Origin of the sequence: Calothrix sp. PCC 6303, assembly GCF_000317435.1 — a bacterium.
Taxonomy (GTDB): domain Bacteria; phylum Cyanobacteriota; class Cyanobacteriia; order Cyanobacteriales; family Nostocaceae; genus PCC-6303.
Genome location: NC_019751.1, coordinates 1,463,291 through 1,479,034 on the forward strand (window position 1 = coordinate 1,463,291; position 15,744 = coordinate 1,479,034).

General features: G+C 40.7%; 11 protein-coding genes. 4 read left to right on the forward strand and 7 right to left on the reverse strand.

Annotated features, from left to right (window positions below; genetic code table 11):
* The first annotated feature begins 5 nt into the window (after positions 1-5).
* The 3 genes from CAL6303_RS06075 (at position 6) to CAL6303_RS06085 (ending at position 3,552) form a co-directional block, all read left to right on the forward strand.
* The gene (locus tag CAL6303_RS06075) at positions 6-1,202 is read left to right on the forward strand and encodes a class I SAM-dependent methyltransferase (protein WP_015196972.1); all 1,197 of its coding nucleotides are present in this window, start codon (positions 6-8) and stop codon (positions 1,200-1,202) included.
* Positions 1,203-1,261: 59 nt separating this feature from the next.
* Complete coding sequence (locus tag CAL6303_RS06080) at positions 1,262-1,747, forward strand: nitrate reductase associated protein (RefSeq protein ID WP_015196973.1); 486 nt, start codon at positions 1,262-1,264, stop codon at positions 1,745-1,747.
* 437 nt (positions 1,748-2,184) lie between these two features.
* On the forward strand, positions 2,185-3,552 hold the full coding sequence (locus CAL6303_RS06085; RefSeq protein ID WP_015196974.1) for a PrsW family glutamic-type intramembrane protease: 1,368 nt from the start codon (positions 2,185-2,187) through the stop codon (positions 3,550-3,552).
* 449 nt (positions 3,553-4,001) lie between these two features.
* Here CAL6303_RS06085 and CAL6303_RS06090 read toward each other — a convergent pair whose 3' ends face one another.
* The 4 genes from CAL6303_RS06090 to CAL6303_RS06105 form a co-directional block, all read right to left on the reverse strand.
* Entirely contained in the window at positions 4,002-4,649 is a 648-nt protein-coding gene (locus CAL6303_RS06090) for a hypothetical protein (protein WP_015196975.1), read from the reverse strand.
* A 147-nt stretch (positions 4,650-4,796) separates the two neighbouring features.
* On the reverse strand, positions 4,797-6,380 hold the full coding sequence (locus CAL6303_RS06095) for a CHAT domain-containing protein (RefSeq protein WP_015196976.1): 1,584 nt from the start codon (positions 6,378-6,380) through the stop codon (positions 4,797-4,799).
* A gap of 569 nt (positions 6,381-6,949) precedes the next feature.
* On the reverse strand, positions 6,950-9,256 hold the full coding sequence (locus CAL6303_RS06100) for a PP2C family protein-serine/threonine phosphatase (RefSeq protein ID WP_015196977.1): 2,307 nt from the start codon (positions 9,254-9,256) through the stop codon (positions 6,950-6,952).
* Between the two features lie 692 nt (positions 9,257-9,948).
* Positions 9,949-10,305 carry an NAD(P)H-quinone oxidoreductase subunit M gene (locus CAL6303_RS06105; protein WP_015196978.1) on the reverse strand — a complete coding sequence of 119 codons (357 nt, stop codon included), beginning with the start codon at positions 10,303-10,305 and terminating at the stop codon, positions 9,949-9,951.
* A 1,015-nt stretch (positions 10,306-11,320) separates the two neighbouring features.
* Between CAL6303_RS06105 and CAL6303_RS06110 the strand changes: the two genes are divergently transcribed.
* Positions 11,321-11,602: an Npun_R1517 family heterocyst differentiation transcriptional regulator gene (locus tag CAL6303_RS06110; protein WP_015196979.1), complete on the forward strand. Its 282-nt coding sequence runs from the start codon at positions 11,321-11,323 to the stop codon at positions 11,600-11,602.
* 580 nt (positions 11,603-12,182) lie between these two features.
* On the opposite strand, the gene CAL6303_RS06115 is transcribed toward CAL6303_RS06110, so the two are convergent.
* From CAL6303_RS06115 to ctpB, 3 genes are all read right to left on the reverse strand, one after another.
* On the reverse strand, positions 12,183-12,878 hold the full coding sequence (locus CAL6303_RS06115) for a response regulator transcription factor (protein WP_015196980.1): 696 nt from the start codon (positions 12,876-12,878) through the stop codon (positions 12,183-12,185).
* Positions 12,879-13,285: 407 nt separating this feature from the next.
* The gene (locus CAL6303_RS06120) at positions 13,286-14,257 is read right to left on the reverse strand and encodes a glycosyltransferase (protein ID WP_041740298.1); all 972 of its coding nucleotides are present in this window, start codon (positions 14,255-14,257) and stop codon (positions 13,286-13,288) included.
* A 145-nt stretch (positions 14,258-14,402) separates the two neighbouring features.
* Positions 14,403-15,740 carry a carboxyl-terminal processing protease CtpB gene (ctpB, locus tag CAL6303_RS06125; protein ID WP_015196982.1) on the reverse strand — a complete coding sequence of 446 codons (1,338 nt, stop codon included), beginning with the start codon at positions 15,738-15,740 and terminating at the stop codon, positions 14,403-14,405.
* Positions 15,741-15,744 lie beyond the last annotated feature (4 nt).

A 15,744-nucleotide genomic window follows, 5' to 3' on the forward strand; every position in this document is an offset into this window, starting at 1 on the left:
TAATTATGAGTTCTAATCCAATTTTTTGTGAAATCATTAAAAACCATATTGCTGATAGTGCTGAACAGCGAATTACCTTTGCTGAATATATGGATATGGTTTTATATGATCCTCAATATGGATATTATTCAACTGAAGCTGTAAACTTGGGGAAAAAAGGTGATTTTTTCACTTCAGTCCATTTGGGTAAAGATTTTGGAGAAATGTTGGCAATTCAATTTGTCGATATGTGGGAATCATTAGGAAAACCAGCGAAATTTTCATTGGTAGAAATGGGAGCGGGGCAAGGATATTTAGCAACCGATATTCTCAACTATTTACAGCAAAACTACTCAGATATTTTTCAAGTATTTGAATATATTATTATTGAAAAATCGCCGATTCTGCAAAAACAGCAACAGCAAAAGCTGAAAGACTTTACTGTTAGTTGGTGCAGTTGGGAAGAACTTAGTGACAATTCAATAGTAGGTTGTTTTTTTTCTAATGAACTTGTGGATGCTTTTCCTGTTCACCAATTTATAGTCAATCAGGGCAAAATATCCGAGGTTTTTGTTACTCATGAGTCCTTACTACCAATAGAATCTTCACCAAAATCGAATGATGATTGGGAAAATTCATTTATTGAATTAACTGGTGAAATATCAACTTCCAAACTAATAAGTTATTTTGAATTAATAGATATTAATATCAATGTATATGCTGATGAATATCGCAGTGAAGTTAATTTAGCCGCATTAGATTGGTTAACAACAGTGTCGGCAAAACTTCAAAAGGGATATTTACTCACAATCGATTATGGATATTCTGCAACCCGCTATTACAATCCTCGTCGTCATCAAGGTAATTTGCAATGCTATTATCAACATCAACGCCATGATAATCCTTATATAAATATTGGGAAACAAGATATTACAACCCACGTTGATTTTACTGCTTTAGAACTGTGGGGAGAAAAATGTGGTTTGAAAAAAGTTGGTTTTATACAGCAGGCATTATTTTTAATGGCTTTAGGATTAGGAACAAGAATATCCCAAATTGCTGATTCTAAATTACCAATTAATCAAATCCTCCAACGTCGAGATAGATTACAACAGCTTCTAGACCCGATGGGATTGGGGAATTTTGGTGTTTTAATTCAAAGTAAAGAATTGAGAGATGTGGAAAGTAGTGTTAATTTAAAAGGATTAGTAATCCCAGACTAAGATTAATATTTTAAGAATTTTGAATATCAAGAACATAAATTAAATCCTGTTAAAAAACCATGACAATTTTTTTTCAGTTTGAAGCAGACTTTGTAGATTCACTGCGTTGTATACCTATGTATGTACGCTACAAACTTGATATATGTGGAATTAAATTAAAGTTAGTAGAATGGAATCAAATGAACCAATCTCAGCGTCAAAATTTGATTGATTTACCGACTACAACTGAAACCGAAGTTGATTTATACAGAGAGTATCTACAAAATTTAATTTTTCAAAAAACTGGAAAATTCCCTTCGGAACTGCCAATAGATCCACGTCCAGCATGGATAAATTCTGAGGAAATTCCGGAATATGTTGGTAAAAAAGTTACAGAAATAGGTTTGTCTTTGGCACTAACAGATTGGCAAAATCTCACATATATACAACGTTTTGCACTGATTAAGTTAAGTCGTTCTCACCATGAAAATGAAAATTTTCCCAAAGCAATGGCAGAATTTAATTTGGGTTCAAGAAATACTAAATTTGAAAATTATATATCTTGATACTAAATCTCGTCTATCTTGAGAACTGTAGTTTTCCATCAAGACTTTGAGTAGGCATAGCCAGTTACGTCGTTGTTCGACGACGCATTTGAATCCCTCAAAAAACTCCGGGTTTCATCACGGAGGAGTTTTAATTTGAGGAAAATAATCAGTATTCCCCCTATGATATGTTGTTAAATTACAAGTAAGTGGCGGGATAAATTTCAATAATTAGAAATTTTTAATTTTTAATTTCTCTTTTATTGGCGAAGAGTAAAGCTATAGTGTATTTAGCAATTCTGCTAAAGATAGTGGCTGATGCTATGAGTCTGTCATCTAATGATTGCAACGTTAAGATCGGGTGTAGAACTTTTAAAGCTGTGAAAATTTACTTGACAGATTACTAGTCTGACTGCCAACTTATTTTAATTGATAGTTTAAATGTTCCTCATAACTCAATGACAGGCAAAAACGCAAGACAAAATGCTTTTCTGCGGCTGGTGTCTGGTAACGGTGCGGCAATAGGCTCTGAGTTAGGCTATGCGCTGCTGGCAAACAGAGAGGTGGCAATTGGGCGAGATCCTACCTGTCAGATAGTTTTGGATGCCATCAAGTACCGTATGGTATCACGTCGTCACGCAGTGGTGCGTCCCCTATCTCCTTCTCCTGATGGTGGTAATACCTGGGTAATTTGCGATCTCAACAGTGCAAATGGTACCTATTTAAATGGAGAACGCTTGGAAGGTTGCCAGGAATTGCAACCAGGCGATCGCATTTCGCTGGCAAATGATGGTCCACAATTATTGTTTGAGTATGAAATTCAACACCAGGTGACTGTAGTAGGTTCCCAATCTGTCCCGACTTCCCTGGCACCTGCTAACAATGACAGCGCTACAAGGATTGATTCGGTTAGCTTTACACAATTATTTCCGATTATCTCTACCGCAAAAGATCTAACTAGTAAAGCTTTTTTGATACCCGGTATTCTGACTGTAATTTTTGTTGTGTTCATGTTTGCTACTGTTGGGAACCCACAGGCAAATCAAATTATTGTTGGTACTTATATTGCTGGAGCAGCTTATTATTTTATTTATCGTTTGTGTGGTAAGCATAAGCCTTGGTGGCTATTGGTTGGTGCGGGACTTGCCACCGCAGCTTTGCTAAAAAGTCCAATTTTGGATTTGTTTATATTTGTGTTTCGCGTCGTTTTACCGGGTAATTTACCGCGAGATGAATCCATCACCCTAACTGAATTGCTAATTCATATGTTTTTTGGGGCTGGTTTGATGGAGGAATTGCTCAAGGCTTTGCCGGTTTTGGGGATATATCTGATTGGTAGAACCCTACCTGATGCTTGGAGCGATCGCATTGGCGTAAAAGAGCCTTTAGATGGGATACTTTTGGGTACGGCTTCGGCTGTAGGCTTCACTTTGTTGGAAACTTTAGGGCAATATGTACCGCAAATTACCCAAAATGTTGCCCTCCAATCGGGTACCGAAGCTGGACAGTTGGTGGGTTTACAGTTGCTGATTCCCCGTATTTTGGGCTTGGCTGCTGGACATATGGCTTATAGTGGCTACCTGGGCTATTTTATCGGTTTAGCCGTCCTCAAACCTCGTAAAGGTTGGCAAATTCTTTTAGTTGGATACTTGACTTCAGCATCACTTCATGCACTTTGGAACACGATTGGGAATATTTATCCTTTGTTGTTGGTGCTGATTGGGGTTGTTTCCTATGCATTCTTGATGGCTGCAATCCTCAAAGCAAGGGTTCTATCTCCAACGCGATCGCAAAACTTCGCTACCCGTTTTTTAGAACGTAAGTGATTTTTATTGTTGCAATTTTAGTAACGGTGGCAGAGGTTGAAAGCAAATTAGATATGATTGATTCAACGCCTGGAAATTGTCTCTTTTAACTACAAGCATCATCTATTTGCCTTGGTTTGTTTTTATGTCTTTAGATAGAGGTTTTTTCGCTGCATCTACCATATGGTATAGTTGGGCAATTTGTATTCAAGCTCACAAAATCACTCCTTACTTGAAGGCAGGAATAATCCCCAGTGGATCGTATTTGCACTTTCACACTAAGAACAGTTAAAAACTGAACTTTTCTAAATGCCATTGGGGTTGATTTATAGGTCTTGCGGCTAACCGCTCCCACTATATTTCAACTATCTAAACCATAAAACACCAATAGCTACAAGTAATGCTTGCAGGTAAAAAATAGTGATGCATACATTGCCTGAATAGGGAACGACAGAACTAAAAAAACAAAACTAACCTTCGTTTTGAAAAGCGTTAATTTGTTTTAATGCATAGTATGCGATCGCTACACTAATCCGTGCCTGTTCAATTTCTGAGAGAGTTTGCCATTCATGTTCACCAACTTTGTCAAGGACAGTTTCGAGATTTTGGGCTTCGCTGTTACGCATCGCATAGGCAAAAGGACGGGCTAAAACAGTTAAATCATCACTTCCCCAGCTTGGTAAGACTGCTTGAGCGCAGGATACTAATTGTTCCCCCATAGATTGTTTGGGGTTGAATATTTCAGATGCTTTTTCGGCAATTCGTTCAATTAATTCGTGGGGAACCCTTGCTGCTATTTGTTTAGTCAGGTTTTCTTTAAGTTGAGTTACCAAATTTACTACGGTGTTACATTTATACTCTTGGTTAGCTGAAACATTAGACCAAAGAGTATCAAGCTGATTGTAGAAAGACTGCGATCGCACTGTCAGTTCTTCGTCTAATAAATCTTGTATTTGGCATTGACGTTCAACATCGCCAAAATAATCATCAGACTCTGGTTTGGCTGGATTCCACGGATAAGCAGTATCTTCAGCTTCTAGTAATGTTTCCAACAATTCCAATTGTGCAGGAGAGCAGAATGGTTGGAAGTTGTCGAAGTTATGGGTAAGGTTAGTCATTAGTTCGTCGGGGGTAAATTTCGGTGGTATTGACAGCTACAGCTTCAGGTGCTGTGTTTCCGCAAATTAGGGATGATTTTTCCAGGATGAATAATTAATTTTATGCAGGTCAAAGATGAGAAAATCTCATATTTTACTGTGCATTACTTAAGAATTTTCAATACAAAATTCCCAAACTTCTGGACTGCCAAATCTTAACTGCATTCCTGGCTCAAGCGGTATTTCCTGACGATGGATTCTTTCCCAAGAACCGGAGCGAGAAATAAAGGTACCATAACTGGATTCGTCACGCAGTACATATGTTGGTACTAATGTAGCTTCACCAAAGGGGACAACGCAAATAATTTGTGCTTGCTGACGAGAGACGAGTAAATCGGGAATCACAATATCATTTTCGGCAGTTCTACCAATACGTGTAGCCCGTTTTTTTAATGTCCACTTAGCTTCTTCACCAGATATTGCCCGCAAGTAAGCTTTGGGCATGATATATTCTGCTGGGGCTAAGGTATCGGCAGGAAACTGCGTCACATCTTCGTCCAATCCCCGTAACACTCGTCCATCGAATTCCGGATGCATGTAGAGTACGGGGAGAGTCCATGAAGGTTGGATGAAGCTATATACTACTAATAATTTTTGTCTGGCTTCGGCAACAGCTTGATCGATTGCTTTACGCGATCGCAATGCTTGGGCAAAGGCTTGAATAAAGCTGAGGCTTTCGTGATCAGCTATTTTATCACGCATTCCCAAAACTGCGGGAACACCGTAACGAATTAAAACTTCAGTTAAACTGCTATGGGGTAACGACTGACCATTAATTGCGGCAGGTTGTGCGCCCCAGCAAGAATTTAGCACAGCTAGTTTAATACCAGTGCGGGTTAAAACCTGAGCTAATTCAATCCCGGTTAAAGTGGAACCAGAACCCAACAGCAATATACCGCCATCTGCCCCTCGCATTCCATGTCCAGCATAGAAAAGCACATTGTAAGCGCGGGTTTCCAGTTCAGCAATTAGTTGTTCTGGAGTGGGTTGAATTAGTGTCCGCACCATACAAGGTGCATATCCCAAGGTATTACTACCTCCAGGATTTCCCAGAGTGAGGGTTTTTTGTAAAGTTCTTGCCTCTTCTTGCAATTGCAGATCATCATTTTCACCCAAAACCAGTAAAACATTTAAACCAGGATCAACTCTTAACTGGGGGAGTTTTTCAACTTCACTAGTAGTACGGCTAAATAATATATTTTGATTGAGTGAAATTGCAGGCTTCCCAATAGGCTGCATAATTTCCCAAGGTAGGCTCACCATGAGAGGATCTCTGATTTCCATCCGTAATCGTAGACTTTTTCCCTGTCCCATCGCAATCCCGTGGCTACATTCTAAACTGCCAGGAATTGGTCCGTTTTGGTCAAATACCCATTTCCACAAACTATTACCAAAATGTTGCATCAATAACCCAGCATAGTTTTGTGGTCTACCTCCAGTTGGTGATAATAATTCTGGTGGTAGAGAGGTGCCATTTAACCCTGGGAAGGAATAGGAATTTGGTGAAATGTTCAGGTTACTATGCTCGGCAAACAGTTCTTGCCATTCCTGCCAAGCTTGGTTCATGCTGGCACTCCAGACGCAATCATGATGAACATAGCCACTGGGATAAGGTGCTTTTACTACCCAAATGGCGAAATTATCTGTACCTGTGCTGACTAGTCGTCTGATTGCCAGATTTAAAGATGGCATGGATTTATTTAATTAGAAAAACTAATAGGTTGAGGGAACTTGTCAGAGATTTAAGTTTTTTTATTTTTTTAACTATATCGCCGTAAGTCCCTCATTGAATTTGGTAATCCGAATCAGTGGCGGGATATAAGGCGGGAAAAACCGAAATCGTAGCCGAGTGAGGGCGGAGAACATTTGACCCTTTACCTCCGGTACACTTGGTTCCGACTTCGCTCAGGGTCAAGGTTTTTTCAAATATTATCTATGAGATAGATGAAGAATCCCCAGGATTTTTTGATAGGATATTGAAATCTTGACCATCAATGCCATAAGCGAAAACCAAGCGGTGGAGGTATATGTTGCAAGAAAACCCTTCGACTTCGCTCAGGGTAAAAGATTTGGGTCTTGGGAACCAGGATTCCTGCCCTTGGAGGGAATGTCAGACTAATAGAATTACGGAGTGAGGCTATTCCCGATGAATTGGGAAGCCCACACTGTACCGTTGGCGTTAGCCTGCCGCAGGCATAGGTCAGTGTGTGGTAGTTCACTAGTAATAGCTCTTGTCATTGTTTTCATAAGGGACTGGGTAACTATTTTCTGGGGGAGTTTAGCTGAGTTGAGGTATTTGGATTACCATTTGCTTCTAAACATGGATTATTGCCACCTCTAGGCAGTTCCAAGACTGATTTTAGTTTTGCCGATTCAATCCAGATTTCACCTTGGGGTAATCTGGAACCTGAGTTTGCATTCTCAGAAGCTGATGGCTCTACGCTACTATCATCTGCTGCAATTTGGCATATGTAGACTTTAATTCGCTCCGTAGACTTGTCACCTTCGTTTTTTGAATTATTATAATTCACATTTTGTATTTTCAGGATAGTACCACTTGGTAGGTTAGCGGCGGGTTGGAAGGGATTTTGGGTTGTACTGTAGGGCGTTGGGTTTTGCAGTTTAATAAAGGCTTCTGGTGGTGCGGTTGGGGATGAATTGCGGTTGTTGCGGCTTGAATTCGCTGGTTGTGAAGTAGTTGCGGGTGCTGTAGTTCCAATTGGATTGAAGGGGAAATTGCGTTGCCAAAGATATCCAATTACTAAACCACTGCCAACGACAAACGCCAAAGCAAGCAAATGTAGGGGCATTTTTGGGGCTTGATTGGCTGAAGCGCGAGATGTATCGGGAATGACTTTAGTGTTTTGATTATTTCTGGGATACAAACGACTAGCGGTAGATTTGGAGTTGGTATCGGTGATGATTTCGGCAGCAGTAGCAGCGATCGCGTTTTCTGGTTCATGGTACTGTAGCTGATAATGAACTAATGCAACTGTGACGTTATCATGACCATTTTGAGTGTTGGCAATTTCCACTAAACGATTAGCAACACCGAGTAAATCAGCTTTCCCGTTCAATATGGGTAAAATATCACTTTCCCAATATTGTTCAACTCGATCAAAATCGCTCAACCCATCAGAACAAAGCAAAAATACACAGTCTTCATCCAGAACAAATCTTTGTGCTGTCGGATGTAAAGAATTACTAGAACTCATACCCAAAGCTTGTACTAGGGAACCGGAGGCACCTTGCTGTATGGCATCACGATAAACAGCATAGCCTAGTCTGACTTCACGGGTTGCCACATCATCATCAAGGGTGACTTGATAACAGCCTTGGTGTGTAATTAGGTATGCGCGACTATCTCCAACATGGGTAATATACATCTCATGTGCCACTGGTAACGCCATTACCAGGGTTGTTCCCATGCGTTGCCGTCCTTGTTTGCCTTCGCTGTCGTTTTCCTCGCTAATTCTATCGTTAGCAATGGCAGCGGCTTGCTCCAATTCGGCAATCAAGTTTGCCGGGTCTATGTCACTGTGGTAATGACTGTTAATTTCTTGAATTTTCTTTTCAATTACCTCAATGGCTAGGTTTGATGCCACATTCCCACCTTCATGTCCGCCAATTCCATCACATACTATGGCTAAAGGTGTTTCAGAGGTGCCACTGTCAATAATTGTGCCGCTACTGGGATAGCAAGAATCTTCGTTGCGTTGACGGCTTGGTCCCTGGTCTGATTGTGTGACGATTTTTACAGACGTTGCGAATTTTGAGGAGGTACTGGGTTGGGAATTGCGTCCGAGTTCTGCTAGTCCTTGATCTAAAATCTCAACTAGCTGCTCACCAGAGCGGATTTTACCGTTAATTAAACCTTTACAAGCGGCACCGAGAAAGGACGCGATCGCATCTTTGGCATAGGGCAATAATTCCGTTTGCCAAAACGAGCCTAAATCCGACAGGTTTGGGTGTTTTTCGCCATCTGAGTGCAACTCCAATAAGCGAACTAACGACCCTTCCACCAGCAACAAAGCAGGGTTGAGTAAGGTTGAGGCTACACCTTCACTTGCCAAAGGTTGCCAAAGATGGGCAATTTGCCACAACCAATTCAGTTGACGCATTGATGTGGCTTGATGCCAAGCTAATGCTAAAGTGTCCTGTAACTTTACTTCTTCGGGGAGATGATTTAGTAACAACGGGGGTCTTTCTAAAAGTAGGATTTCTTGATGGGAATTACCTTCAGAAATTGCCAATATTCCATAAACTTGCGGTACATTCAGACGGTAAGGAAACAGTCTCAAATAGGCTCTTAAGGACTGCAAATTTTCTAGTTCCGGAACCTGGGGTACTAAGGCTGGTTTAGTGTCTAAAACGACGGATTTACCAACAATCAAGTAACGCTGGGCTAATAATTCTCCAACTTTGCCCAAATCCTTTTTCTCACCAGCTACCCAAAGATAACGCTTCAGCAGAGGTGTCTGACATCGCTGGCACAATTTCTCATTCAGTCGATTGTCAGCCTGACAATTTTCATTCGGGCAATAGAGCGTTGCCGCGTCTTTTTCCATAGTTTTCGCACCGATCGGCAAAATTGGCAATTTTTGTAATAGGATTTAGTAGCGGCACTGTAGACCGCTGTTACTTTTAGCTAGGTAGTGTGTAGCTTCCCAGGGGTGATTTTTCTGTTTACAGATGGAATTAGTCTTAACAGTTAGTCAGTTTCCTAAGGAATAATATACTAAGCTAAATTCACAGCCTCATCAAGTAAACTTATAACTATGTCATGATGATTATCGCGTTAGAGTTTAGTTGCCTGGGGCGAACCTAACCATTCCACAATGGATCATTCACGAAACGTCAAATAGCATAGGACTGTTTTTAGTTTATCGGAATCTGTGCATCCAAAAACTTAATTTAAAGCTAAATATTGTCGATCATAATCAAAAACTGAGACATATATCAATACTTCCATCAACTCAGTCTCAATTTCCGCCCCTAGTGCTGCTTTTATACCAGGTCTTGCGGAGAGTAAAATTAAAAGTCAAGATATGCAGATATTCAAAAATGAGTAATTAGTAATTAGCCTGTTTTGTGAGGAGGATTTAGATCAGGCAGGGGACTTAAACCCCCAAGCAGGTAAATAGACCACACTGTAGGGGTTTAGCAATGCGCTTTACCCCTACGGCTGATGTGGTTCAAAGTTTCCGATCAAGATATTTAAGCGAACCGTATTAATCTAACTCCGATAAAAAGCACAGAATCAACTGCTTTCAGCTTCCATACGAGGTAAACCCATGCTGTAGTTAGCAACACGAGCGTTGAGATTATAACTAATTTCACCTTTTTGCAGAAGCGATCGCACTAAATGTTCTAAGTCAGAACCAATCCGACGTAGATTATAGTCAGTTAGGTCTACACCACTTGATGCTTCTACCAGTTCATCAAACTGACGATAAACCTTCTGCAACGCATCTTCAGTCCAACTAAATTCATTATCTGGATCTATATCCAAAGTCAAAACTTCGTTGCTAGGTACTAATTCGCCATCCTGGTCAAGTTTAGCCGCAAAAATGCGGATGTGTCGGGTTGTGGACTTGAGCAACGTCGCGTTTTCCATATGGAGTCTGGTTGGATCAGGATTAATTTCTACAAATTCAGGCAGAAGTAACCTCACCCACCGTGAAGCGGCGAGGTCTTTCTAACTCTGCAACCATTGTAAACTCGATTTTGCAGCTTGAATCTTCTAAAATTCTCACAACCCCTGAATTTTTAACAACATTGGGGGGTCTAATTCCCCAGCAATCAACGACGGCAGCTTTCTGAGAAAGTTAAGTGGAGGCTTCGGCTACACTTACTTTGGGCTGTTTTCTGTCTAGGTCTAAATCCTCGTCGCAAAACGTAATACCTTTAGGCTTGCTTCCCGCGAATTGGGAATTCTTTTAATTGGTTTCCCTATTTTCTCTGACACTTCAGAATCAGGGAACTACTAATTGCCAATTATGGTCTTTTTTCTCTGGACAAAAGCAAAAGATTCTTGTTTTTTCAGATAAATCATCAAATTTGCCCGATTTATCGGATTGTATAATATACTCTGCTTGAAATGTTCTAAAAGCAAAGTCTGTGTTATCGTCGTGGAGATAAATTTTTCTCACTTTTTTTTACGTGTTTACCCCCCCATGTTTTATTAATTGTAAAAATCATACATCTAGTGATTTCACTGACAACCGTTCTAACTCGCTCTGGATATCATTAAGCCCCAATATATTCAGAGAATTTACCTACGTGTAAATACCATTATTCTAGTTACAAAAAACCTAGTGTTAACTGGATTATCAAGTTGATGTGAAACAGAATCGCAAGTTCTTACACAAACTTCATTGTATGGAGTCTTAAAAACTGAATAATGGTTATGGCTCACATAAAAAACATTGGGCACATTTGGAGGAAGAAAGGAAAAATCTAGGCAAAAAGTCTAGCGAAAAAACGAAAAGGGGAGCAATATGGAATACAACACAATATGAGTGGAAGGATTCTAAATTCACTTCCAGGATTGGGAAAGTATATAAGAAACTTCAGCTTGAAAGATAGCTGCTCACTTTGAAGAATACTCAAGTTAAGGGATCTGAAAGGTTATGAATTCTAAAGCATTACCCTGTCAAGTAAATAATCAGCAAGTCGGTGTTTACGAGTGCGAAATTCACGTTAAATTTCGTTTAGTTGAAGAAAAAAGTTTATTGAGTGATCGAGATCAACTATTACAAGTATTATTAGATGCATTAATTGGTGATTCAGATGACTTCGTGGAGACTTTGCACACCACAGTCAAGGCAGTTGAAATATCAGAGTTTAAGGCTTCTCCACGGATGCGAAGACAACTCATGCGCCTTCGTAACTTCACTGAGAATGCTCAGTAGTGAAAGTCAATAAATTGCTCTTGATGATTGAGCAAAAATAGTCACAAATTTGGAAAATTTGCTCCACCATCACACACGAATCACAAAAGTTAAGCTGGCTGATGTAATTATCTGCAAGGCATTTTATCCAACGTTACTCCACTCTACGAGAACCTTGACTCTACGGAGCTATGACATAGATAATCCTCAAATCGCGGCAAAAAATACTCTCAAAGGTGAAAATAAAAATACAAATATTTTGCTTACAAGGGTTATCAATCCACAGCAGCGTCTGAGAAAGTCCGCTGATGAATGTCCAAGGAAAAGTCTACAGTACAGCCTTCACATCTGGTCTATTTGCTCAAAAATGCATTCTGGGTGCCTACTAACCGATATTTTGATCCTTTCCCGTAAATCAGGATAAGGTTGGCGAAATTACAAGACTTTATAGTTCAGGGTTATTTTTCGCATCACTTTGAGAAAACGAAAATCTCAAATACTACTAATTCAAATAAATTATTTCTCGCCACTCCAGTATGGGTAGCTTAGATCAGTACAAATAGACTGTAATCATTAATTAACTTTGATTACAGATTTTGAGCTATTTAGCTAAACCATGCTCTAGGGCAAACCTAACTAACTCGGTACGGCTATTGGTTCCTGTTTTGCTAAATAGCCGACTGACGTATTTTTCTACGTTCCGCACACTAGTATCGAGACGACGGGCAATTTCCTTATTCATTAAACCCTCAGCCACAAGATTTAAAACACTTTGTTCTCTGGGAGTTAAATCAATTGTGAATGGTGCTGGTGTTTGGTTAATGGCGTTTTTCTGTGTTAGTAGTGATTTGATTTGAGCTATTTGCTTGGCAAGTTCGGCAATATCAGGGGTTTCCCCTTCCTCCCCAATGGTGATGGTATTGGAATTGCGACGCGCTAGCAAGTTCTCCACAATTGCCACCAACTCATCAGGATCAAATGGTTTTGGTAAATAGGCATCAACACCAGCGTGATAACCCTGAATGCGATCGCCTGTCATACCTTTTGCAGTTAAGAATATCACTGGTAGATTTTTGAAGCGAGTATCATCTCGTAATTGCTTCAAAAACTGATAACCATCAACTTGGGGCATCATGATATCAGAAATCACCAAGTCTGGTGTATTTTGTTGCATCCAATCCCAGCCTTCACGGGCATTACTGGCAACTTGAACCCCGAAACCGCTCTCCTGTAGATAATCTTTCACGGCTTCACGTAATCCAGGTTCATCATCTACCAGTAACAATTGTGCTGACATCGAAAACTTCCTTTAAATCAGTTATCAGTTATCAGTTATCAGTTATCAGGTTTGTGGTGAGAACCCGTCGCCAGAGTCTTCCACCAATTGGTGGGGACTGAATAACTGATAACTGTTAAAGTTATCTACTCCAATTTAGCGGAATTTGGCGACTAAAAACTACTAATCATCAAGTTGAGGGGATGATAGGTGAGAGACAAAGCCTGTTTAAGCACGTTTGGGGGTTTAAGTCTCCTGCCTAATGACGGCAGAACGTTTTCTACCGTTGGATGACCCCGCAAAGCTGCCTTGTTAAATCCCCGTTACACAACATACTTATTAGTCATTACTTACTTTTTAACTTAGCGTTATAATTCCACAATAAATCCTAATTGCGCTTATGTGTTGTAGGTGTCTCCCCTCACTCCCTACATCCAATCGATATTTCTGGCATTTTCTGATAACTTGGCATCATGTTGTCCACGATAACGGGCATTTGCTGTGAATAAGCCGATGGGGGTTTGGAGTAAATCCACAACTGAAGCTTTCCCCAATAAAATCTTGATGCTGTGTTTTGGTACTTCTTTGACTAACCAACGTCCTAAATCGTAGCTGGATTTTTGCAGGGTAATTTTCGGCATTAAGTCTACCCCGTGTAATTCGTGCAAAAATCGATTAGAACGACCGTAACGTCTCCATTGGCTTTCTAATTCTTTGAAGGTAGCCCGATGACGGTGTTGAACAATGGCTTCTGGGGCAAATTCTATATTACCGACATATTCTTGCTGAATTCGCCAACAAATATCTGCATCTCCTCCAGTGGTAAGGTAGGGACGAAATAACCCAACTTTTTCAAAGGCAATGCGGCGAATTGCTAGATTAGCAGTTTGTCCATATGGATAAAATTTATGGGCAAGGGTGTGTTTTTGTGATAGGGTTTCTTGGCGGTCGGCAAATTGTTCTAAAAAGCTGTCTCCTGGTAATGCAGTAATTTCTCCGGCAACTAGGGCGATATTTGGCTTTAGAAATGGCTGAATTAGTGATTTGAGCCATTGAGGTTGTGGACGACAATCAGCGTCAGTGAAGGCGATAATTTCACCAGTGGCAGCGCGAATGCCGGTGTTACGTGCGGCATAAGAACTTTGGATTTGATCTTCACTCAAGGGACGAATGGTGATGGGGCTATTTTCAGATGCAGAGCGGATTTGAGCCAGAGTGCGATCGCTACTATGATTATCTACTAGTAAATACTCGACTTTATCTCTGGGATAGGTTTGGGCTACAAGACATGTGAGTAATTCGGGTAAATCTACCTCACCGTTATAAATAGGTATTACCACCGAACACATTGGTAAATATTCACCAGTTTGATGCGGTTGCTCAGAATTATAACTATTCATAATATATATAAAAACAAATAAAGACTTTGGACTTGGAATTACTAACACTAGTATTCCCATTCCAAAATCTTAAATTACCCAATTGGCAACAAAATTTATTTGGATTGGGAAAGAGAGATATCTCTCAAAATCCCAACCTTCGGCATTACAACTTCAAATTCATTGCCCCACTGCTGGGTTTTTGAGAAGTTGAATTAGTTATAGGTTGAGCAAAACTATTTCCCGACAAAGCTGCTAACGCCTTTGCATACTGAGGATCATTTGTTGTCCCTACCAAATTAGGATTAGCTGCTAACTGACGCTGCTGTGCTTCTGTCAAATCTAGCTTGATGTCAGGTGTAATTCCCTTGTGGTTGATATCGGTTCCCTTGGGAGTGTAGTAATGAGCAATCGTAATGGCAACACCAGAACCATCAGCTAACTCATGAACTGACTGCACCAAAGCCTTACCAAAGGTTTGGGAACCCACCACAACCGCACGCTTGTTATCTTTGAGTGCCCCTGTCAAAATTTCACTCGCACTAGCTGAATTTCCATCAACAATAACTGCTAAAGGCTGCTTTGCCAGGGCAGTGCGGTTTGCCTTGCTTTCATCACTGGAACCAACACGATTCACTGTCTTAACAATGGTACCGTCATCCATCCACATCCGAGCAATCTCGATACTGGCTTGTAATAATCCACCAGGATTACCACGTAAATCTAGTACATAACCATTGACATTTTGAGCATTCAGATCGCGGATAGCACGACGCATCTGGTCAGAAGCATGGGCGCTAAATTCACGTAATCTAATGTAGCCAATCTTACGGGAACCTTCCTGTTTGAGGGTGTAACGTACTGTCGGTACTTCAATTGTTGCTCTAGTTAATTTCAGGTCAAATGCAGTTTTCCCCTGCCTTGCCAATTTGAGAGTTATGGGAGTTCCTGCCTTACCGCGAATCAACCTGGAAGCATCCTCAACCTTCATGGATTTGGTTAGTTTGCCGTCAATTGCTACAATTTCATCCCCTGATTTCACACCGGCTTTTAGGGCTGGAGAGTTATCAATTGCCTCAACAACAGTCAATTTTTTGGTTTTTTCATTCAATTCCATCCGAATGCCAATCCCCGACACCTCCCCGGAAGTTTGGCTAGTTAAAGTTTCATATTGCTTGGGATCCATAAACCGACTGTAAGGATCGCCCAATTTCTGCATCGCTTCACGAATAGCTGTGTAAGCTTCTTCACGAGAAGTGTAATTACGGCTCAACAAGCTTTGGCGAATGGCAAGCCAGTTTTGTTGATTAAATTTGCCATCTACATATTCGCGGTCTACAAGTTGCCACACTTGGTCAACCACTGCTTTCGGGCTATCCTGGAGAGCAGCACGCACAGAGCGACACCAAGCCGGACCAAATACCGAAAACAGAGCCGTGGAGGCAATTGCTCCACCAATCAATGCTACTTGCAGTGGCGAGTGACGTTTCGCAGATTGGTTCATGTAT

Coding starts and splice junctions, on each gene's coding strand:
- CAL6303_RS06075 (WP_015196972.1), top strand. CDS start 6: ATGAGTTCTAATCCAATTTTTTGTGAAATCATTAAAAACCATATTGCT.
- CAL6303_RS06080 (WP_015196973.1), top strand. CDS start 1,262: ATGACAATTTTTTTTCAGTTTGAAGCAGACTTTGTAGATTCACTGCGT.
- CAL6303_RS06085 (WP_015196974.1), top strand. CDS start 2,185: ATGACAGGCAAAAACGCAAGACAAAATGCTTTTCTGCGGCTGGTGTCT.
- CAL6303_RS06090 (WP_015196975.1), bottom strand. CDS start 4,649: ATGACTAACCTTACCCATAACTTCGACAACTTCCAACCATTCTGCTCT.
- CAL6303_RS06095 (WP_015196976.1), bottom strand. CDS start 6,380: ATGCCATCTTTAAATCTGGCAATCAGACGACTAGTCAGCACAGGTACA.
- CAL6303_RS06100 (WP_015196977.1), bottom strand. CDS start 9,256: ATGGAAAAAGACGCGGCAACGCTCTATTGCCCGAATGAAAATTGTCAG.
- CAL6303_RS06105 (WP_015196978.1), bottom strand. CDS start 10,305: ATGGAAAACGCGACGTTGCTCAAGTCCACAACCCGACACATCCGCATT.
- CAL6303_RS06110 (WP_015196979.1), top strand. CDS start 11,321: ATGAATTCTAAAGCATTACCCTGTCAAGTAAATAATCAGCAAGTCGGT.
- CAL6303_RS06115 (WP_015196980.1), bottom strand. CDS start 12,878: ATGTCAGCACAATTGTTACTGGTAGATGATGAACCTGGATTACGTGAA.
- CAL6303_RS06120 (WP_041740298.1), bottom strand. CDS start 14,257: ATGAATAGTTATAATTCTGAGCAACCGCATCAAACTGGTGAATATTTA.
- ctpB (WP_015196982.1), bottom strand. CDS start 15,740: ATGAACCAATCTGCGAAACGTCACTCGCCACTGCAAGTAGCATTGATT.